22 protein-coding genes are annotated in these 19,859 nt (G+C 36.9%); all 22 read right to left on the bottom strand.

Going from position 1 to position 19,859, the window contains the following annotated elements:
• Nucleotides 1–3: 3 nt before the first annotated feature.
• Nucleotides 4–4,572 (bottom strand): hypothetical protein, encoded by a 4,569-nt coding sequence (locus HXV90_RS03135; protein WP_269898359.1) that lies wholly within the window; start codon nt 4,570–4,572, stop codon nt 4–6.
• A 13-nt stretch (nt 4,573–4,585) separates the two neighbouring features.
• Nucleotides 4,586–4,807, bottom strand: coding sequence for a hypothetical protein (locus HXV90_RS03130; protein ID WP_269898358.1), 222 nt, complete (start codon nt 4,805–4,807; stop codon nt 4,586–4,588).
• Between the two features lie 56 nt (nt 4,808–4,863).
• On the bottom strand, nt 4,864–5,367 hold the full coding sequence (locus HXV90_RS03125) for a tail assembly chaperone (RefSeq protein WP_269898357.1): 504 nt from the start codon (nt 5,365–5,367) through the stop codon (nt 4,864–4,866).
• Nucleotides 5,368–5,431: 64 nt separating this feature from the next.
• Nucleotides 5,432–6,205 (bottom strand): phage major tail protein, TP901-1 family, encoded by a 774-nt coding sequence (locus HXV90_RS03120; RefSeq protein WP_269898356.1) that lies wholly within the window; start codon nt 6,203–6,205, stop codon nt 5,432–5,434.
• A gap of 10 nt (nt 6,206–6,215) precedes the next feature.
• A complete protein-coding gene (locus HXV90_RS03115; RefSeq protein WP_269898355.1) occupies nt 6,216–6,638 on the bottom strand; it encodes a DUF3168 domain-containing protein in 423 nt (140 codons plus the stop codon).
• Nucleotides 6,635–7,051, bottom strand: a complete 417-nt coding sequence (locus HXV90_RS03110; protein ID WP_269898354.1) for an HK97-gp10 family putative phage morphogenesis protein — start codon at nt 7,049–7,051, stop codon at nt 6,635–6,637. The genes HXV90_RS03115 and HXV90_RS03110 overlap by 4 nt, the downstream gene beginning before the upstream one ends.
• Entirely contained in the window at nt 7,051–7,374 is a 324-nt protein-coding gene (locus HXV90_RS03105) for a phage head closure protein (protein WP_269898353.1), read from the bottom strand. The genes HXV90_RS03110 and HXV90_RS03105 overlap by 1 nt, the downstream gene beginning before the upstream one ends.
• Nucleotides 7,361–7,687: a head-tail connector protein gene (locus HXV90_RS03100; RefSeq protein ID WP_269898352.1), complete on the bottom strand. Its 327-nt coding sequence runs from the start codon at nt 7,685–7,687 to the stop codon at nt 7,361–7,363. Before HXV90_RS03100 ends, HXV90_RS03105 begins: the two co-directional genes overlap by 14 nt.
• An 8-nt stretch (nt 7,688–7,695) precedes the next feature.
• Nucleotides 7,696–7,854 (bottom strand): DUF7302 family protein, encoded by a 159-nt coding sequence (locus HXV90_RS03095; RefSeq protein WP_269898351.1) that lies wholly within the window; start codon nt 7,852–7,854, stop codon nt 7,696–7,698.
• 18 nt (nt 7,855–7,872) lie between these two features.
• Nucleotides 7,873–8,736: a phage major capsid protein gene (locus HXV90_RS03090; protein ID WP_269898350.1), complete on the bottom strand. Its 864-nt coding sequence runs from the start codon at nt 8,734–8,736 to the stop codon at nt 7,873–7,875.
• 30 nt (nt 8,737–8,766) lie between these two features.
• The gene (locus tag HXV90_RS03085) at nt 8,767–9,438 is read right to left on the bottom strand and encodes a DUF4355 domain-containing protein (protein ID WP_269898349.1); all 672 of its coding nucleotides are present in this window, start codon (nt 9,436–9,438) and stop codon (nt 8,767–8,769) included.
• A 205-nt stretch (nt 9,439–9,643) separates the two neighbouring features.
• A complete protein-coding gene (locus tag HXV90_RS03080; protein ID WP_066036394.1) occupies nt 9,644–9,865 on the bottom strand; it encodes a hypothetical protein in 222 nt (73 codons plus the stop codon).
• A gap of 142 nt (nt 9,866–10,007) precedes the next feature.
• Complete coding sequence (locus HXV90_RS03075) at nt 10,008–11,024, bottom strand: phage head morphogenesis protein (RefSeq protein ID WP_269898348.1); 1,017 nt, start codon at nt 11,022–11,024, stop codon at nt 10,008–10,010.
• Nucleotides 11,021–12,430, bottom strand: coding sequence for a phage portal protein (locus HXV90_RS03070; protein ID WP_269898347.1), 1,410 nt, complete (start codon nt 12,428–12,430; stop codon nt 11,021–11,023). Before HXV90_RS03070 ends, HXV90_RS03075 begins: the two co-directional genes overlap by 4 nt.
• A 12-nt stretch (nt 12,431–12,442) precedes the next feature.
• Nucleotides 12,443–13,717: a PBSX family phage terminase large subunit gene (locus HXV90_RS03065; RefSeq protein WP_269898346.1), complete on the bottom strand. Its 1,275-nt coding sequence runs from the start codon at nt 13,715–13,717 to the stop codon at nt 12,443–12,445.
• Nucleotides 13,718–13,920: 203 nt separating this feature from the next.
• Nucleotides 13,921–14,586 (bottom strand): hypothetical protein, encoded by a 666-nt coding sequence (locus HXV90_RS03060; protein ID WP_269898345.1) that lies wholly within the window; start codon nt 14,584–14,586, stop codon nt 13,921–13,923.
• Between the two features lie 164 nt (nt 14,587–14,750).
• Nucleotides 14,751–15,542, bottom strand: coding sequence for a phage terminase small subunit (terS, locus tag HXV90_RS03055; protein WP_269898344.1), 792 nt, complete (start codon nt 15,540–15,542; stop codon nt 14,751–14,753).
• A gap of 101 nt (nt 15,543–15,643) precedes the next feature.
• Nucleotides 15,644–16,207: a hypothetical protein gene (locus tag HXV90_RS03050; protein ID WP_269898343.1), complete on the bottom strand. Its 564-nt coding sequence runs from the start codon at nt 16,205–16,207 to the stop codon at nt 15,644–15,646.
• Between the two features lie 153 nt (nt 16,208–16,360).
• Nucleotides 16,361–16,975 (bottom strand): hypothetical protein, encoded by a 615-nt coding sequence (locus HXV90_RS03045; RefSeq protein ID WP_269898342.1) that lies wholly within the window; start codon nt 16,973–16,975, stop codon nt 16,361–16,363.
• 611 nt (nt 16,976–17,586) lie between these two features.
• Nucleotides 17,587–17,997, bottom strand: coding sequence for a hypothetical protein (locus tag HXV90_RS03040; protein WP_269898341.1), 411 nt, complete (start codon nt 17,995–17,997; stop codon nt 17,587–17,589).
• A gap of 184 nt (nt 17,998–18,181) precedes the next feature.
• On the bottom strand, nt 18,182–18,394 hold the full coding sequence (locus HXV90_RS03035; RefSeq protein WP_269898340.1) for an NUDIX domain-containing protein: 213 nt from the start codon (nt 18,392–18,394) through the stop codon (nt 18,182–18,184).
• 293 nt (nt 18,395–18,687) lie between these two features.
• Complete coding sequence (locus HXV90_RS03030) at nt 18,688–19,086, bottom strand: hypothetical protein (protein WP_269898339.1); 399 nt, start codon at nt 19,084–19,086, stop codon at nt 18,688–18,690.
• Nucleotides 19,087–19,859 lie beyond the last annotated feature (773 nt).

Raw genomic sequence — 19,859 nt, 5'->3', positions numbered from 1 at the left:
TGACTACACTCCTTTACCTATAGTTGTTCGTCTAGATGAAACCCTGTTACTTTGGTTCCTATCAACATATTCACTAATCACGTCACCATCTAATTCCACAACAAAATCCAGTTTGCTAATTAATGCAGCAATCTGTTTTAATAATCCAATTTGATCTTGGCTTGATGTTAATTCATAGCTGTTTAACAAATGTGAATCCATTCCACCATTTAGAGCTGTTGACAGTCCAATTGAAGCTGCTGAAACATCAGTCTGCATTATATCCGTTAGGCTTCTTACAGTGTTTTCTAACATGCCTTTTGTGCTTGCTAGGCCTTGAATAATGCCTTGTCCGGAAAATACTCCTGATTTTTCAAGGACCCTTGATGGCGATTTGATTTGTAAAGCTTTACGAATCGTTTTATCAATGGTATTTGCTATCTCATTAGCTTGAGCTTGTAAAGCTGGCACTTGACTAGCTAGTCCATTACGTAAGCCTTCAATAGCATTGATACCAATCTCTTTCATGCTACTAATCATAGGATTAAACTCGTTTTTTGTACCTTCACGAATTTGTTTGACTTGTTCAACCCATTCGTTTTGGTATTGCGTTAGCTTAGATTTCGTTTCTGTTTGTAACTTTTCGATTTGATCTGTCATGTCTTTTCGTTGACCAGTTAATTCAAACTGAGCTTGTTGTCTAGCAATCTGCGTTTTTTCTTTCCAAAGATTTTCGTACTCATTTAGTTCACCTGTGGAAAGTTTATTTAATGCAGAAATCTCTGCTTGTGCATTAGGACCAAGAGCTTGTAACTCAGCGAGTAAGCCTTTATCAATACCTTTAGAGGCTAACATTTGAAGATCAGTTGCCCAATCACGCATTGCATCTACTTGACCACGTAAATTTTCAATAAGTTTGGATCCAAACACATCTGTTTTACGCTCAAATTCATCAAAGATGCTTATCGCACTAGTAATCTCTTTAGTACGTGCATCTTCAGCATCTTGGTAAGCTTTTTGAAGTTCTTTTACGCCATCTATTTCAGCCTGTTGGACATCTTTAATCTTGCCAATGTATTCTTCGTTTAATGCAATCAGTCGGTCGTGAATCGCTTGTTTTGTCTCAGCGATCTTATCCTCATAATAGATACGTTCCTCGCTACCAACTTTGTAAGCTTTAACATACTTTTCGTATGCTGCGAGCTCTTGAGTCAACGACATCAAGTTGTACTTTTTGCGACGGTCAACGTAGTCTTTTTCTTTGTTGAATTGCTCTGTAGTTAACTCAGCCATCGATTTGTTGTACTCGATCTGTGCTTTGATACGTTCCTCTGTACCTTCTTTAAACAAGCTAGTCGCATACTGCCAATAAGCAGCTTGTTCTTTTGTAGACCACTTCTCTAACCCTACCTGATGTTCTGCATACTCTTTTAATTTGTCGTACTGTTCTTTTGCTGACTTAGCGCGAATAGCGTCAATCTTTTTAGCCTTTTCTTTTTCAATCTTTTCAAGAGCCGATTTTTCATCATCATGCAATTTTAAGATTTGGCGTTGTTGAGCAGCTGTTAGCTTTTTCTTTTTGTCACTAGCTTTGGCATTAATCTCAGCTATTTTGTTGTTCGACTTCTTAGTAGCTTCTGCTTTTTTCTTCGCATACTCTGCTTCAACTGTTTTGATTTCCTTTTCGATTTCACTAGTTTTGGATGCAATGACCTTCTTAGCACTATCCATCATATTTGTTGTGGCTTTTACTGTTTGTTGGAAGTTAGGTATTGCAGCCTTTGACATAGCTTCAGCCGATTTCTTAATATAGTCCATATTATTATAAATACCAGTGGCAACACCTGCAGGAATCCATTTAGCCACACTTGCCATAACTCGTGATGGAGAATGAATGCCAAGCTTTTTACGTAACCATGCTGGCAATAGTTCTGCAAGTTCTGCAATTTTCGCTTTTACTTTTCCGAACCAGTTGTTTATCCCAGTAACCAATCCAGCTACGATATTTTGACCAATACTTACTAGACTGATATTTTCTAAAAACGATTTAGCTGTATTCCAACCGTTAACGACAGCAGTTTTAACATTATTCATTGCTGTTGTAACAATATTTTTAAAGCCATTCCAAATGGTTTCTATTGTTGATTTAATACCATTAAGAATAGTTGTAATTGCATTCTTAATACCATTCCAAATGCTTTTAACAACATTAGCTATGGCATTTAAAACACTTGAAATAACACTCTTAATACCGTTCCACACTGCACGTACAAGACCCGAAATACTTGAAAACAAATTATCTAAGAAGGAGGCAATACCTCGCCAAATACTTGTAAACACAGTCTTGATACCGTTTAAAACCGTTGTAAAGAAAGACTTAATTCCATTCCAAATCGAAGTAATGGTAGTTTTAATTCCATTAAACGTGGATGTGACAATGCTTTTTATAGCATTTAATGTATTAGTGAAGATTCCTTTTATCGCAGTCCAAATACCTTGTAAAAACGTCTTTGCAGTAGAACCAAATGCCTTTAATGGGCCAAGTAATTTACCTATAAAGTAAAGGTTAACAATACCCCAAACTGCTTGTAATGCCCCGCCTAAAATTTGCTTAATGCCATCCCAAACACCCTGCCAATCACCTTTAAATAAAGCACTAAACGTTTTAATGATACCTAAAATAATATTAATGGCACCTTGGATAACGTTTTTTATAGCCTCCCAAGTTGAAACAATTAAAGCTTTAACGACAGGCCAAATAAACTGCATGATAGCTCCAATGGCTGACATAACGTTTGTAACTACGGTACCGATAGCATTCCAAATTGTTGATGCAGTTGACTTTATGCTTTCTTGGTTTTCATTCCAGAATGTAGTTATCTGTGACCATACTGACATTACTAAATCTTTGATCGCTGTTACAGCAATAGAAATGCCTGTTTTAATAGCTGCCCAGACTGTTTGAACTTGCGCTCGAAACTTTTCATTCGTTTTATATAAACGTACTAGTATAGCGATGAATCCTGTAATAGCTAAAATTACTAAACCTACTGGACTAATGATAGGACCTAACAAGGATTTTCCAAAGCTTTTAGCAAACGCCAAAACTTTAGGTCCCAGCGCTGCCATGGTTCCACTAAAATTAGTAAACAACCCACTAACAGCCTTTAATGCTTTACCAACACCGCCCGTTATAGCAGGACCTAAACCTTTGAAAAGCTCTCTAAAAGCAATTACATTCGGAACTACAGCAAGTAATACTCCGCCAATTGAAATGAAGCTAGCTAAAAGTACACCAATAACTCGATTACTTTCCATTCCACTATTCATGAACTCTAAGATGTTATTGACTATGTTCATTAATCCAGCACCAACAGGAGCCATACCGATCCCTAAGTTCACTAGAAATTTAGTCAAGTTACCAATTAACTTTAGGACACTAGGCGCTGTCTGTTGCACATAGGATAAGAATGTTTGGAATCCTTGATTTTGAGATAGACTCGCCGACCATTCTTTAAATCGAGCCATCATATTAGCAAGGCCTGTCATCATGTCGCTTGATGAACCACCGAATGCACTGAAGAAATAAACAATACCAGCTGTAGCATCTCGGAAAATCGCTCGAATCTTTGGCATGTTTGTATTTACATAGTCCATGAAGGATTGGAACTTCGAACTTCCTGAAAGGCCATTTGACCATTCAGCAAAACGTGCTGTCATTTCTTCGAAGCCCTTAGCCGTTGATGCTGTTAATGGTGCAAAAGCAGTTAACATTGAGAATACACCTTGAAGGAGATTCCCCATTGAACGAGTCACTGTTTTCAACATCGGTGCGCCTGTTGTATTTAAGTAATCCAAGAATTTTTGAATTGGTGGAGTGCCAATAGCTTCGTTAAGCTGTTTCATCAAGCTAGATACTGCTTGAGCACTGGATATAAACAATGGTCTTAACTTTGTAAGTAACGTATTTGTAGCCTGCATTGCACTTGTAAAAGCATTTAACACTGGCTTTTCAGTTTCTTTTACAAGTCCCTGGTAAGTTGATTTCATGTTGTCAAAAGAGGCTTTAGCATTCTTTTGAGCTGAATTTAATTGTGCGTTTTCATCAAATAATTTTTTGATAGTCGGAATCGCAACTGCCGCAAAGGCTCCAGCGGCTACACCAGCACTTGTGAACGCCCCTGCTAGAGCAAAAGTGGAACCAGCTAATGTACCGATCATTGGACCAAGATTAGCAATAGCTACACCTACGTTAGCTAGTAGTGGTGCAATCATCGGTAGAACGGCAATTATTGAACCTTGTAACGTGTGTTGCATGAGCTCGCCAAAGGCACGAATATCTGTTGCAATACGTTGTATTTTCCTTTGGAAATTTTCTATTCTCGCCTCAATTTTGACGACTACTTTATCTCGTACAAGCGCTGCTATACGAGCTCGAATTTCAGCCATTCGACGGTTAAATTCGGATATATCTGCACCAATTTCTACACGTACATCATTTGCCGAAGTGCGAATGGCCTCGCGAACTTGCCTCATACGTGCCATAAACTGCGTTATACGAGCCCCTATTTGAGCAGTGAAGTTTCCGTTCATAGCATTCTCCCTTCTATGGATTCCAGTTTTTTAACGCTGCCATTGCTTTTGCATGTTTCCGTTTCTTAACTTCTGGATCTACTTCTTTTTGATTCACGGATTTTCTTACTTTATCCGCATCAAACAAGTCGCTCTTAGGATTAATGCGTGGCTTATTAGTTGCTACTCGATTGAACATTGCTGCGTCTGCTAATGTTTGATAATGATCAATACGAGCATCTTGAGCCCCTTCCAAGAAAGCCCTAAACTCACTTGGACGCCAAGATAGAATTAACTCTGGATCATAGACCTTTAAATATCTTGCTGCGTCTCGGTAGATTTGTCGGATTTCACTAACGCGATCTGTTTGTCCCCTAATAATTCTGCTCTCGCCGATTTCATCATTTCGATTCCAGCTGCTGCTTGTTCTTTTTCTTCCTCGGATGCTACTGATTCGAATAGCTCTAAGTTCTCCCAGAATGTCTTGACAGCTTTTTTGAAAAAACCCGATTCATCAATTTCTCGGAAAGCTTCTTGAAATAATGGTTCTACATCGCCATCTTCTTCGATTCGTTTCTCTAATGCTGCCTCAATTTCTGCTTTGCTAGGCTGTTTTGATAAATGAGCAAGTCCACACATCCAAAATGCGCGTAAAGCATCTAAATCAAATTGCAATAAGCCTTGATAGATTTGGTTAAAGCCACCTGGACGGTTACCGTGTGCATCTAAATCATTGAATTCTTTATCCGCCTTATTTTTAAATGCAAAAGTAAACTTCGCTGTAAGAGTGTTTTCACCAATTAATAATTGAGCCATTTATGATCATCCTTTTCTGTTTGTTTTCAATAAAAAAAGAGAGCTGATTAGCCCTCTCGTCCGTTTATACAGTTACTGTCACTGCTGTTGTTGCCGTAAAGCCACCATCGACTGTTGTTGCTGTAATTATAGTTGAACCATCTGCAACGCCTGTTACAACTCCCTGCGCATTCACTGTTGCGATGGCTTCATCGTTCGATGTAAACGTCACTAATCTATTTGTCGCGTTCACCGGGACTACGTTCGCTACAATGCTACCTGTATTACCGACAGCAACTGTCAGTGTTGTCGGATTCACTGATAAACCAGTAACTGCAACAGGAGTTGTTTCTTCACCATTGAACTCTCCAGTCTTTTCACCAGGAGCCTCGAAATCATAATCACCGAAGTTAAGTACATCATCTGGTAATGGATTTAATTCACCTTGTTTAGATGTATTCAGAACCTGTAGAGTTGCTGAAATTTCTAAAAATCCATCTGTTGGCGCTGATTTTTCAAGCGATTCAACGTATGTGTAAGCAAACAATGAATTATGTTTACCGTTTTTATTTAAGTTTTTTTCAACTTCCCATACCTTTAATTGAGTACCTTTTTGAATGGCCTCTAATACTGCTGCTTGTCCAGGATCATCAGTGCTACCATAAAAAGTTACATCAAGCGATTCTGATAACTGTCCAGGACCTAAGATACGTCCGAATTTCGTTTGTTCATCTGTTAACTCACGCTCATAAGAATGAGTATGTTCGGTTTGATCTCCAATTAAAAAACCCTCTGCACCTAATGCGTTGTCAGTGGGTTGTACTAACAATAGACTGTCTTTACCGTTTAAACGTGCCATTATATCACTCCTAATTAATTTGTACTTTGTAGCGCACTGTTAACACGCCATGTTTAAGCCCTACTTCTACATCATCAAACACTTGTGCACCGTTCCTAGTAACATCTAATACTGTAAGACCGTTAATAGAGTACCTACGTGTAATTAAAGCCTGTTGGCAAGCACTTAGGATCTCATAAAGAATTCGTTTCCCTGTTGATTCATCATTGTCTTTACGCCATGCATGAATTGTGAAGGTTACTTGTTCCCTATTATTTGTCTTTGTATCAAGTGGATTGCTATAAGGTTCCCCAATTGTTACGTATGGATAAGGTGTGTTTTCATCGGGTGTATCATATACCTCTACACCTAGAGTTTGTAAATGAGGGCTTGCTTTTAACTTCTGATAAATTGCTGTCTGTATTTCATAAAACGGAAGTATAAAATAACTCATAGTCCTAACCTCCGCATTTCTGTCTCGAAGTAATCTTTACCAGCATCAACAGCAGGACCCCAAAATGGTTGAGCTCTCATACCTTCAGTGGTTACATAACGCCCTAGCTTTGTACTGAAATAAGTCCATGGTGTTCTTCGGCCATTTCCGTTTTGAGCATAGATACCAGTACCATACTCAACGTATACTGCATAATGAACACCAACCGTAACAACAGCATTGTATTTGCCAAGCATCTTCATCTCAATTGAGTCTCGCAAGCTACCATCATCGACAGGAGCTAGAGCCTTAGCCTGCGTTTGTATAAGCCGCGCTGTCTCATAAACAATATCTGATATCTTATCCAATAAACCTTCTTCAAATCTACGTGCTGCTCTCAACAACTCGCGTCCTCCGAATGTAATCCTAGCCATTATTCAGTCACCAACTTTAATGCCACACACATGATTTCATGTTGACCACCTTGATCTTCAGGATGTCCAGCAAAGGCATAAATTTCACCTTCAAAGCTTAATCGCATATCCGACTTTAAGTCAGTGCGATAAGGGTAATACATAAAGCGATCTAGAGGATTTTGTACTTGATGCGCCAATAATCTCTCTTTAGATGTTGGTGTATCCACAAATACCTCCATAGTATCTACTGGAAACCATTCTGTTTTAAAGCCACCAGCACCATCGGTTACCTTACGTTTCTGAACTACTTCAACCTCATGAGGAAATTCACCGTAATGCATGGAATCTCACCCTCTTATATGGCCTTAGATATGTCCAAATGGCTTTAGGAAACTCAGTGTCGTAACTATACGAGACAGTCCCCATAGTACGTCCTGCTAGACCCGTAGTTTGAGTATTAAACTGAATAGCTTTAGCAATAAACAGTCTAACTCCCCGTGGCATTTCTGACGGTCCCCACTTGCCATTACAGTAGTCTTTTGCTACATCAAATAAAATAGGAGCCATTGAACGATAAAATCCATCATGCTTAGCTCCTGTAACATTATTCATTTGCTTTAGCTGATCTATTTCTTCTTGTGTTGGTTCCCACATAAGACCACCTACTTTTCTACTTCATCGTCAGATTCAGTTTTCTTAGTCGGAACACGTTTAGGTTTTGGTGCTTCTACCTCTTCAAATTCATTCGTACGTAAAAGACGGGCACCGTGTTCATCAGTGACCGCCCATGTAATGCCTGTTTTTAAGTTTTTAACTAACACGAATTACCACCCCTTTATTTATTCTGGACGTTTAGCTGATAATACCGCTAAAGCTTCCGGACGTGTCACTTTGGCACCGTATAGGTGAAGTCCTTTCACTGCATCAGCGAAACGTTTTTCTGGACGGTATCCTTCTACTTGAGCTGCTTGCTCAGCGTAAGTCCACGCCATATTGTGGCCTGCGATGATTTTTGAATTTGCAACCACTCCAGTATCTGCAGCTATGGAAGGAGCGTTGTTAGATTTCATTAATAAGAAGCCTGCTGCACGTCCTACTACACCATTTAATAAACGCTCATCAGCTGGTAGAGCACCAGAACCTACAAAGCGATCATCTTTTAATAACAGACCTTCAAACCAAGGTGGTAGAACAGCAAAACGACCTTGTGTCGGCACGTTTGATTCATCAAGCTTAGTTGAAAGGTCTACTAGGTATTCATAAGCATTATCTTTTGTCACTTCAATTGGTGCTGCATCTGTACCAATCGTATTTGTAGCATGTACATAATGTGATGCAATAAATTGATCAGCAACATTCGATAGTGCATAAGCAGCTTCAGCCATTGCAGCATCCATTAATTTTGGGTTTTGTTGAATTTTATCAAGATCATCAATTTGGAAATTGAAGAATTTTGATTCAGTGATTTGTAGTGAGCGTGTATGATCTGTTAACTCTTCTGGATCACCCATATTAGAGTTTTTTGTATAGTCACCGATTGTTACAGCACCAATGCCGTTGATTTTCACAGTGTCACCATAAGCCTTGATTTCACCTTCATAATCACGATTAATAACCCCGGTTTGTCCAAACACTAAAGATTTTTGTAAGTTGTGTAGTAGTCGAGCTGACCAGATTGTTGGAATAAAGTTTGTAATTGCCATATTGTGATTTCCTCCTTACCGATAATCGGTTTATAGTAATTTGTTTTTAACGATTTCATCCCAGTTTGCATTGATTTCTTCAGGAGTCATTTTCAGTACTGCCTCTTTCGTCAATGTAGTTGGGTTGCCGTTTTTCGGTGGTGGTGGCGTCCCACCATCTTTAAAGCGTTTATCCACTTCTGCTTGAACAGCAGCGTTAAACTCTGCTTCAAGGATTCCTAGATTAGCAGTTGTCTTTTCTGCATCATCACCTACAAAGAACTCTACTAGTTTACTTGGCAGATTCTTCTCAGTAGCAGTAGACAACGCTTGATTAACTAGCTTTTCTCGTGCGGCTTCTTTTTGAGACTGCTCAAATTGTGCTTTTAAGTCACGTAACTGTTTTGCTTCCTCCGATTCTGGTGGGTAACGCTTGGAAATTTCATCCTCTAATTTCTTAGGAAGAGTTTTAGTTTCATATGTTTTAATTGCATCAGTTACTCGAGTATCAGCAAATGATTGAAGCCATTTCTTACCCTCATCATTGACATTTAGAAATGATTGAACTGATTCAAGTGTCAACGCAGCCCCTTGACCGTTTCCTCCTAATGCTGGCTCCGGTGTAGGTTCAGGCGTTGGCTCTGGATTAGGATTTCCTTCTCCCGCAAGCATTTGAATATCTAAAGGTATTAACGTTTTAAGATTGAATGGATTTTGATTCATGATTTCCTCCTTGCCCAATTTAGTTACTCGAATGAATCCCTAAACTGTTCAATAGTGTATTTGTTCTCGTTCTTTATAACGTCTTCGAGAGGAAAGACAAAAATAAAAAGCCATTCTAAGTGAATGACTTGTGTAGGTTTATAACAATTTTGATTAATATCATGAGAAAAAACCAAGTTTTGAAAAAGCAGAATAAGTAGTTTAATTACCATTTCTCATTATTTTTATAATTTTTCAAATGAATGTACTCATCATTTTTCATTTTCTTCCAACTACTAATACCGTTCAAAATAAGCATAAAAATTACAAATAAAGCTGAACCCACCATGTAATGACCTAAGTAAAAAATAACAAATGCCCCAACCAATAATGATATCATCAGCAATATCGCTAAAATTTGTAATTTATTATTCTTCTTATCATTCATAAAATCCACCTCCTAATTAAATGTTTTTTTGTTATTTCAATACGTTATTATGGTTTATTTTACCACACGATTAAAATTCTTATATAACTTTCCTTACTTAATTACAAAATGATTTTGATTACCCTTGAGAAACTTTCAAACTTCAATTTGCGCTAAATTTTTTCTTCCACTCTTCATAACTCATAAATGGCACATTGACACTTGGCGGTTTAACCTGTTTATACGCTTTGTTAAAAGCTTGTCTATAAGTTAGTCCTTGATCAGACATATAAGCATCAATACGAGCAGCCAATTTCTTTTGGTAGGTTTCATCCATGTAGTCTCTGCCTCGTCTATATTCAGGTAACTTGCCATTCACCATATAAATAGTATGGCAACGACACTGTATATCCATCGATGCAATACCCCACAACCTAGGAGCTTTGGATTTCCATGATCCGTAATGGAAATAACCATCTTTATCAGCTTTCTGACCATCTAACTTTCTATGAGACTTACGAACCCTCGTATCAAGTGAGGACATCCAAACCTTAGTTAGCCGCGCTGTCTTGCTCGCCTGTTCCTCAATAGCTAAATCAACCTGTGATCTCACACGGCCACCTTCAGTACGAGCTACTAGAATGGCTTTTTTTCTCGTCCATCCCATAGCTTGTTCAATTCGTATAGCCATATCTGTGTAGCTTTCACCAGCTTGTAAACTCTGTGCTATCTCAATGTTCAAACGCCTGATAATATCGTTTCTGTGGGATTCGAATACTTTAGGTAACGTCAAAAACTCAACAGGATTAGTTAACGCTGTTTGAATCACCTCAGCAGATGGTATTTTAAAGCCCATTTCCTCGCCTGTAGACTGTTGTAAGAGATAAGCCATCAATAAGTATCTCTCGATGTAAAGACGCTCCTGCGAAGCTTGTATAAGCTTAATAATCTCTTTGTAATCAGCGTTCAACTGTTGAGCAATTAACTTCATCTCTTGATTAAAGCGATTGTATTTGTTAACGTCTGTCCAAGTAGCTTGACCGTTCTTACCGAACTTCTTATGCATCTCAAGAATTTGAAATAGTATCGTCTTTAATCGTCGTGCAAAAACAATCTCAATATCCCTCTCAGCTTTAGCTTCTAAATCATCTAAGACTCGATTGATTTCCAGTTGATTCATGTTTCAACACCCTCTGGATCATCTTCGTCTAGCGGAGGTAAATACCGTCCAAAGATTCTAGCATCCTTTTGCATCTCCTCTATCTCAAAGTCCACATCATCAACAATAGACATCTTAGATAGGCGTGTGCGTTCCGATACTTGTCCTTGCAACGCTTGGGAAGCTTGAGCCTCTGGTAGCAAATCAATAGGAATGTTTCGTTTGTACTCATACCAAACTTTCAAATAATCGTCCTTGGAGCAAATACCTTTTTTGGCCCAGGCACTACAAAGAACCTTAAATTGATAACGCAAGGCTTTCGTAAACTTTCTCTCCATTGTTTTACATTTGTTCTCGAGTGCAGTTAGCTTATATTTCAAAGCCACCCCACTTGCATTTCCTGCAAACGATTCATCACTAAAATTCACACTTTTAGCTAGGCGCATGATGTTCTCTTCTAAACGATTCAAGTGATTCTCAATCATTTGATCATTCACATCTTTAGTTAGATATTTAATGTCATCATCTTCACCCATCAACTCAAAAATGCCAGTTCGAGCGACTTTCTTCGCATCCTCGTCATCCATACCCATTCCTTTAAGCACCAGATATGCTAATCGCCATTGTTCAATTTCGTTTGAAGCATCTGAGAAGGTACGGTCATACGCATCGATTAGGTTGTATACCTTGTCAGCATCACTTTGAAGCTCTTCGTTATTAGGAACACCAAACAAAGGGCAATAGTCGAATAAGTGCTTCCGTTCATCTTTTAAAACAAAAGGTGAATCGGCATCAGCACGAGTATAGAGTCTTTCAGTTGCTGCATCATAAAACACCAACTGTTCTGTCTCTTTTTTCTCTCCCTCAGCATCAAGTTCAGCAATTTTAAAATATCGTATAGCATATTTGGGTTCACTGACATCTGCTGTTTCTGAGAGGATAATAGTTTCCCAAGGCTCAATTGTTGTAACTCGTTCATTTCCATCCATATCAATGTAAAGCAGTCGTGCGGAATAGCCACAAATAGCTGTTTTCTTGCCTGACTCACTATCGAGATCATCAATCGAATTACGCAAATTAAAAAGCTCAATCGCCTCGGATAATTTATCAAGGCCTTGAGCTTGTTTGTCTACTACGTATGAAATTGGATTACCGAACATGTAGCCAGTTTTGGTATCCACAATATCAGCATCGAATGCGTTGTTTAGTGTATTGTTTACCTTGTCATCAACACGGACCACATGATCATTTCCTTGGGCGTAATCGGTTGGTTTACGTGTTAAAATCGGTACTGCCGATAATTCTGCTTTGTAACGATTGTAATTGAGCAATCGTTTGTTACGTTCAGCCTTTGTTTCATTTACTAGCTTATTAAGTAATAAAGGTGTAACACCTTTCGCATCGATATAAGCAATATATTCGTTCACTGTACCACCCCATTATTTTGCATTGACCCCTTTCACACTGGCAACATCGTAATCATCCAGCCCATACCACATTGCTGAAAATGTATGTGGATCAATATTAAATTCGTCTTCATAGATTTCATCTGTTTTAGGATCTTTCTTGAAGGTTAGTTCTTTCAATTCACGAATTGTGTTTACACAAGCATCTGAACAAATGATACGCTTGAAACGTTTCATCTTCTTTGTGTTCTCAATACGCGTTAGCTTCTTACAAGCAAACATACGAAATCCTCGTTGCTTGTAGTAAGCAATTGTTTTCGGCTCCGCATTATCAGCTTTAATAATTGATTTCTTGAGCCCTTCTTCCTCAAGTTCATCGGCAGTTTTATCATCGGTCATTCCTCGTTTGTAATACTCCCAGTAGATGTATAGCCACTTATTCTCATGATCTACAACCATGCGTAATAGAGCATTGTAGGAATCAACAAATCCAAAGTCCATGCCGTTCTTTCGTATTGGTTTTCTAATATTGGCTATTTCAGCCATTACCTCATCATGAGGCTTTGTCTCAAACTGTGGCAACACTAATACCCCGTTGACTCCGAAACGCCCTTTACGCGCAATTCTATAAAGATCAGGATCGTATAGCTCCATTTCATCAAGTTGTTCGATATAGCTTGCTGGCAAAAACAAATTATCATCTGCTGTTGAGTGGTGATAATATGTGTTGTTCACTATGATGGTTCTTTGCTTGTAAAGTTCCTCATCATCTAAGACAAAATAGTCTTCCAACTCGTTCTTAAAGAAATGTTTATACACCCAATTCCCTTTTGATACTGGATTGGTAGAGAGGATAATAAACAGGTCCAGTGTCGGATGTCGTAAACGGCCTAGTAATTCCTTAAAACCTGCATATTTAATTTCACTACATTCCTCCAACCAAATGAGAGAAATGTTGTTGATGGATTTTAGCTTTTCAGGTTTATCCATCCCTCGAAAGATTATCTTTGAACCGTTAGGGAATTTCACAGTCATTGGAGAAGAGCTTGTCTTAACCTTGCCAGATAACCCTAAATCCTCAATGATTTCAGTAAACAAAGAAAACGTACTATCTCTGTGTGTATCGTAAACTTCACGAACGACAAGAGCTGTACGTTTTTCTTCAAGTAATTTTAAAAGTAATTTAAGTGCTACATGATAGGATTTTGAAGATCCATACCCACCGACTAAAAGTTGAGTTTTGCAACTCCAGTCGAAAAGGAAGTCTTCAAAATGAGGATTTACTTCTTTTTCAACTGCAAGCGACATTTACTCAACTCCTTTATATTTTACTGTATCTAAATTCAATTTTAATTTACATAATTGCACTTTTTAGAAAGTTGAATATTCCAAAAGTACTTGAAGTATTGACGTTCTTTCTGTACAAGGACAATAATGTCTAAACTAAATCATTAAAAACGCTGATATTAATCCTTTAACAATCGAAACTTTAAAGCTTTATTTTAAATACATTAGTAACCTTTAACTTCTTGTTCAGTATAAATTTCTAGGGCTTGTTCTTCTGTAATTTCGAATTCTTCAGCAGCCATCTTAGCAACTATTGGATCATGAACTTCGGGTATGTAATTTTGTCCGTTTTTAGTTAACTTGTCGTATTCTAGTTTCATAAATAAATGTATAGCAAAATTAGATGCATTAATACCCTCAGCAGCATTTTGTCTTAATTCTTCTTCATCAGCTTTCCTTTGATCTTCAGCCACTAATTCTTTCCATTTATATTCTTCTGTACCATTAGCTGACATGGTTTCATCATCTGTTACATAAACATTACTACTTGTTTCTGCAATTATAAATTTCCAAGCACATAGATTATTACCACAAGCAGTATTCTCTAGTTTTAAGTGGTCTTGATAAAACGATCTAAATAATAATAATTTTTCTCTATTCTCCAGCTCGTCAAATGAGTCTTTGACTTTTAATCTCAAATTGATTGTATAGTCACCACGAAGGCCATCTTCTAGCTTCTCATCAATTTCATATGAAACATCTTCTACATACTCTCCTAATTCATAATCTTCCAAATAATCTTCCTCAGGAGTACTTAAATGCTCAACATTGGGTTCTCCACATCCTGATAATAGTAGCACTAAAAATATTAATAATAACAATTTTTCCATTAAATAGTTCCCCTTCCTCTCTATTGATATATTAACATTCAGTATATCTTTAATAAAGAGAAGCTGATCTATAGAAATTCTTCACAGAATAAGAGGTCTTTGAATTTTTATATCAGAGTCCAAAATGTATTTTATTAAAAATTAAATTTTACAATTGCATAAAATCATTCGCGTTTTTTGCTGACAATTTTGATTTCAATTGGCCCACTTTGTTCATCAGAACCAAGCTTATGGATCTCCACTTTTGTTTTATCAATTGCAAGCTGCATCTGCTTAAGTTTAAGTCTGCGCTCATCATCCTGATCAGCCATTTCAACAAACTGACGAATAGAAGAACGCAATTCCCCGATTGCTCTTGATTGAGCAGTGAGTAGTTGCGCTTGACGTTCCCATGCGAATTGGAATTCATATTCTTCTTCTGTTACAGCCTTTTCTACGCCTCCGCCATCTTCTTTAGAACGCGGGTAGTATTCGTATTTTGCCTTTTTGAGCTCTTTAATCATTTCATCTTTAGATTCAACATGCATAATCCGTTGAGCCCGAATGATTGCAGCATACTGTATTTGTATCTGATCCCAGATTAAATCAGCTGGAGAACGTTCGTTCATTGCCTCCATGATTTCGAGTGTTTCTTCTGGTAAAAACTTTGTAAAGAAGCCGTGCTTCTCTGCGATTGAGTTGCGTTTCGGAAACTTAGGTGTCGGATTGGGATTACCTCTGTTCCCCTTAGCATTATCATTGCCTTTTGGGGCTCCAACTTTATTTGGAACGTTCCGTTCATTCGATTGGAGCGTTCCATTCATTGCTTTATCCCACTCATCTTTATTTTTCCATCCTCGGACGGTACCTTCACCTTTACCAAGTTGTTTAGCAATATCTTTAAGTGGGATATCACCATTATGTTCTCTGTAAATTTCAAATGCTTTATCTCGATTCGGATCTCTCGCTCTAGCCATATCTCATACACCACCACCTCCATCGTCATTTGTTTGTTTTGTAATCACCTTAATTACGGAAATGAAAAAGCACCTCTATGCGAGATGCCAATTTGCCCCAATTATTCTAAATCCAACATTCTCTGATGATATTCAGGATCTTCTTCCTCTACGTCAAATGTTATAGTTCTATCAACATACTGTTCAAGCCAACTGTAGTCCTGCTTTATATCAGTCCATGTAACAATAAAAATTTTATTTATATTCTTTTGAGAAAGTATATCATTTATAAATTCAACGATATTGTGAGTATTACTTTTACTAAACGAATCAATCGGATATACTAATGCGAAGTCAAGATTGTTTGGTGTATTTCGCCAAGTAGATTTAGTATTTAACGAATCAAAATATAAATTAATATTACCAAAATTATAAGTTTTTCCAGACGTAATCTTAGATTTTTTATTAAGTTTAAAACCTGCTTGTTCTAGATGATCCGATACATGTTGCAAAGAATTTGTTCTATAGAGACCATTTTTAAATCCCTTTTCACTGTAAATTGTTCGTAGTACTAATGAATGCTTAGCGTATTGATGAGTCCCTTTAATTAAAACTACTTTTTCAGAATCAGAATCTAAAAAATTCCTAATTTGCAAAATAGCGTTTTCTCTATTATTTGAATGCACTTTGTTCCCCTCCCACTCTATCATAGAGCAAAAGGCGTGTACAAAACCTCAATAACTTTTTGCTCTCAAAAGTAAGTACCGTTACCCTAGCAGCCAAAGGGGAGGAAACTGCTTGATACTCATTTTTCAGGGCAAAATAAAAAGCTACTTGTCTTAGTAGCTTTTGTATATAACATCTCGTATTCTATTGCTTTCTATCTTTAAAGCTCCAATAAGTGCATTGCATTTTTTTTCATTCAATAGATATAGCTCTTCAATATCGTTTGAAAGTTCTAAATCCAGTACATAAAAACCATGTTCGTAATCAATATACTCAAAAAATTCATAAACTTTTTCGTATACCAACTCTGTTGTATCCAAAGATAATGAAAGAAGCGAATTAATCAAACTATCTCTAAACAGTTGATTACAATCTCTATAGGGTGCATGGTAGTTCCATAATATCCCTCCTTGTGTTTTGAGTTCTTCAAACGATAAAATTATTTTTAACAAAGTTTGATGTTGTTTTATTAAAGTTTTGTGTAGCTCTTTTTCGTTATTATGATTAATTGTAATTTTGACACCGAATAAAGTTAAAAGACCTCCAATAATTGCACCTAAAAAAGCAATAATTGCAGCAACTATGGTATCTTTCCATTGATAGAATTCAATCATTATCCAACCAGAAATAAGCAATACCAATAAACCAGTCCATATCAATATCGCCCATTCAAAATGCTTTTTTTCATAAATATCACCCATTGATAATGATACGATTAAAAGAGTCATAATGGAACAATTTTCTACTTATTCCACCTTCAAAACCACACCAAACTCTGCCCTCTCAACTCATAGCGTTTTGGCTGTTTGATGCAGTTTTCAAAGCAAAAGAAAAAGCCTCCATCCGAAGATGAAAGCTTAAATATTGTGGTAATCCTAATATCGAGAGCTCACTTTTGACATCGTGGCAGAGCGTACCACGTTATTTCGTAATTGTGTTCTAGTTTTATAGTGCATTTCCGTGCACTTTGTTGATGTAGTAAGTTTGACTGAATTCTATGGAAAGTGGACGAAGTTCACATATAAACCACTCCTTCAGTTTTATTAGCCTTTTATATTAATTAAGATACCTAATCTCTTAAAAAATATGGGCCGGCCATGTATGTCTTACTCCGAACGAATTTGCTCAGCGCAGGTCGGTCGTCGGTCTGTCTTTCCCTAATATTTAGGTTTTTATAAATACCAAGAGAGGAAAACCTTACCGCACCGTCCTGCCTCCCAGTTTACATCATATTTTTTCTATCACAAAACATGCTACATGTTTTACATTTGTTCCTTTTGTTACATCTGTTTCATTTGTTCCACAATCGCACCCGTTAGTTGAACAAGAAAAGTGAAGCTTATTCAAATAAGAATATATTTTTTAAGGTATTTGCATTATCTTTATTTAGTTCTCCGTGACTGTTGTATTCATCAATGCTACCAATTGTTCCTGTACCAGTATTTTCATTGTACCAAATTCCTAATTCCCTCAATCTTTCAGGCTTATTACCATCAGTGTAAAAAAATGTAGCTTTTACATCTGGATTTCTAGCCATGTTAACCCCTGTATCTTCCCATTTAATGTTTTCGATTGTTTTCTTTAATAAATCAATTGATTCATTATCTGTTATCATTAAAACTTCTTCGTAATTTCCTTCTTCACTTAACTTTTGAAAATCTACTCTTGTTAATTCCCTTTCTTCTTCACTATAACAGGCAACTAAAAACATTGTTGCAAAAAGAAAAATGATGGATATTATTCTTTTCAAGTTCATAAACCTCCAATATTAGTTTTCAATACGCAAATATTCGGAAGGATTTCTCATGACAAAATGTTTTTCAATAGACATTAGGACTTCATCATTTCCAGGTAATGAAACCGTGGCAATTGCCTTTTAAACGATAACCATTTATACGCTGTGTTCGTAATTTAATGTGACTTCTTGTTGTTCTTCACATATCCAACAAATACAGGTGCAACATAAATATAATTTTCTTTTGGTGAATATATTTGATCAAATTTATTAGTAGTATATAATAAAATCTTTGTATACCTGTTTCTTCTTTGACCTCTCTTACAGCAGACTCCCAAGCCATTTCTCCTTCCTCGATACCTCCGCCAATATAACACCAAACATTATTTAATACAGATGTAGACCTTTTCAATAACAGTACTTTATACTCGTTTTCGATCTTTTTTAAAAGAACAATTGCGACACCTGTACACTTTATTGAACTTCACCATAATCTCCACTCATTTACTCACCTCGTAGTGTTTTTCTATAACCCTTAACTTCCTTTTTGCTTTAAATACAATTATTCATAATCTCAATATAGAGAACGAAACTTCGTGGTAAATGTTTCCTGGAAGTGTATGAAAACGTCCCTCAAAAATATGGCTCGATTGTGGAATAAATGTTTTAAAAAGAAGCAGCCTTTCGGCTACTTCATCATCTGAATTAATATATTGTTTCTGACCCTAAATATCGTCGTACTGGATATTTCATGTGCTTACCTATTGCTCTCATACTATCACCATCTAGCAGTCTATGAAGAACTTCAATCTCTCTATCCCCATGCACTAACGGAATTCGGTTCTGCACCTCTGCTATCTTTTGCTCATATTCCTTAATTCGATAATTTAGAGAATATACACGACGTTGTACTTCTGTATACACTGGATCACTTGTACCTCCACTAGCCTTTGGCAATGTCGCCTCAATCCCATACATAGCCGTTTTTGCCCCAATGTAGCTATTGATATCAGCTTTCGCTACTGGCTGTCGTGCTTCCTCAAGTAGTTTCAACCATCCATCGATAATTTTCAATCCACTGAAGTAAATTCTCTTTCGTAACATTAATTTGCCCTTGTTTCATAGGTTTGCCCTCCTACGGTGTGATATACTAGAGTTGTGAACACCATCAAAGGGCATAAACCAATTCGGGCTGTAGCGTCTGCAAACGCTGCAGCTTTTTTATTTCTCCTGAGTTTCCTTACCTGTTTTAATTTCTCCTGAATTCCCTTATCGGTTTTTTTCAGCTCCACTGTATTTCCTTATCACTTTTTCAACTATGAGTGGAATGAACAATATATTAGGGGCCAATTTGGCGTTTTTTTAAGTCACTCTTTTTAGAGTGGCTTTTTTTTGCCCAAATCTAGGCCCCGAGTACTTGTTCTCCTCATGAAACAGGAGTGCGGAAAGGGGATTATATGAAAAACTATCTACTTAAATTGCGTTTATTATTGTATAAATTAATGCCAGCAATCAATAATCAGCTAGTAAGATATCGCAAGATCATTACAAACTATCGAGAATAATAGACGGTTAACTAAAGTTATTGAATATTTGAATCTATTTTTTAATTAAATGAGTAATCTGATATAGCCTTAGCATCTATTGTTAAGGCTCTTATTTTATGCTCTTTCCTGCAAATAAAAGTTTGTCCTATATTTCTCTTTGGTAAAATTCTATATAATTAGTGTTAATAAATAATAAAGGAGAAAACTACATGATTATTAACAATATAGAACTAATACAAATCCTTTGGGAAGGTCCATATAGTTTAAATGAACTTAAACTATTACAAATGAGATAACCGATTATGGAATTTATTCTATATACGGAACACA

It is taken from the genome of Lysinibacillus sp. JK80, from assembly GCF_027557635.1.
GTDB lineage: Bacteria > Bacillota > Bacilli > Bacillales_A > Planococcaceae > Lysinibacillus > Lysinibacillus capsici.
The sequence above is the reverse complement of the archived record's forward strand: the minus strand, read 5'-3'. Positions and strand labels throughout refer to the sequence as shown.

Excerpts from the sequence above, each read along its gene's own strand:
- HXV90_RS03080 (WP_066036394.1), bottom strand. The coding sequence starts at position 9,865 with ATGAATGATAAGAAGAATAATAAATTACAAATTTTAGCGATATTGCTG.
- HXV90_RS03045 (WP_269898342.1), bottom strand. The coding sequence starts at position 16,975 with ATGACTCTTTTAATCGTATCATTATCAATGGGTGATATTTATGAAAAA.
- HXV90_RS03105 (WP_269898353.1), bottom strand. The coding sequence starts at position 7,374 with ATGCATTACGGTGAATTTCCTCATGAGGTTGAAGTAGTTCAGAAACGT.
- HXV90_RS03075 (WP_269898348.1), bottom strand. The coding sequence starts at position 11,024 with ATGAATCAACTGGAAATCAATCGAGTCTTAGATGATTTAGAAGCTAAA.
- HXV90_RS03065 (WP_269898346.1), bottom strand. The coding sequence starts at position 13,717 with ATGTCGCTTGCAGTTGAAAAAGAAGTAAATCCTCATTTTGAAGACTTC.
- HXV90_RS03090 (WP_269898350.1), bottom strand. The coding sequence starts at position 8,736 with ATGGCAATTACAAACTTTATTCCAACAATCTGGTCAGCTCGACTACTA.
- HXV90_RS03060 (WP_269898345.1), bottom strand. The coding sequence starts at position 14,586 with ATGGAAAAATTGTTATTATTAATATTTTTAGTGCTACTATTATCAGGA.
- terS (WP_269898344.1), bottom strand. The coding sequence starts at position 15,542 with ATGGCTAGAGCGAGAGATCCGAATCGAGATAAAGCATTTGAAATTTAC.
- HXV90_RS03135 (WP_269898359.1), bottom strand. The coding sequence starts at position 4,572 with ATGAACGGAAACTTCACTGCTCAAATAGGGGCTCGTATAACGCAGTTT.
- HXV90_RS03100 (WP_269898352.1), bottom strand. The coding sequence starts at position 7,687 with ATGTGGGAACCAACACAAGAAGAAATAGATCAGCTAAAGCAAATGAAT.
- HXV90_RS03120 (WP_269898356.1), bottom strand. The coding sequence starts at position 6,205 with ATGGCACGTTTAAACGGTAAAGACAGTCTATTGTTAGTACAACCCACT.
- HXV90_RS03085 (WP_269898349.1), bottom strand. The coding sequence starts at position 9,438 with ATGAATCAAAATCCATTCAATCTTAAAACGTTAATACCTTTAGATATT.
- HXV90_RS03110 (WP_269898354.1), bottom strand. The coding sequence starts at position 7,051 with ATGGCTAGGATTACATTCGGAGGACGCGAGTTGTTGAGAGCAGCACGT.
- HXV90_RS03125 (WP_269898357.1), bottom strand. The coding sequence starts at position 5,367 with ATGGCTCAATTATTAATTGGTGAAAACACTCTTACAGCGAAGTTTACT.
- HXV90_RS03030 (WP_269898339.1), bottom strand. The coding sequence starts at position 19,086 with ATGTTACGAAAGAGAATTTACTTCAGTGGATTGAAAATTATCGATGGA.
- HXV90_RS03115 (WP_269898355.1), bottom strand. The coding sequence starts at position 6,638 with ATGAGTTATTTTATACTTCCGTTTTATGAAATACAGACAGCAATTTAT.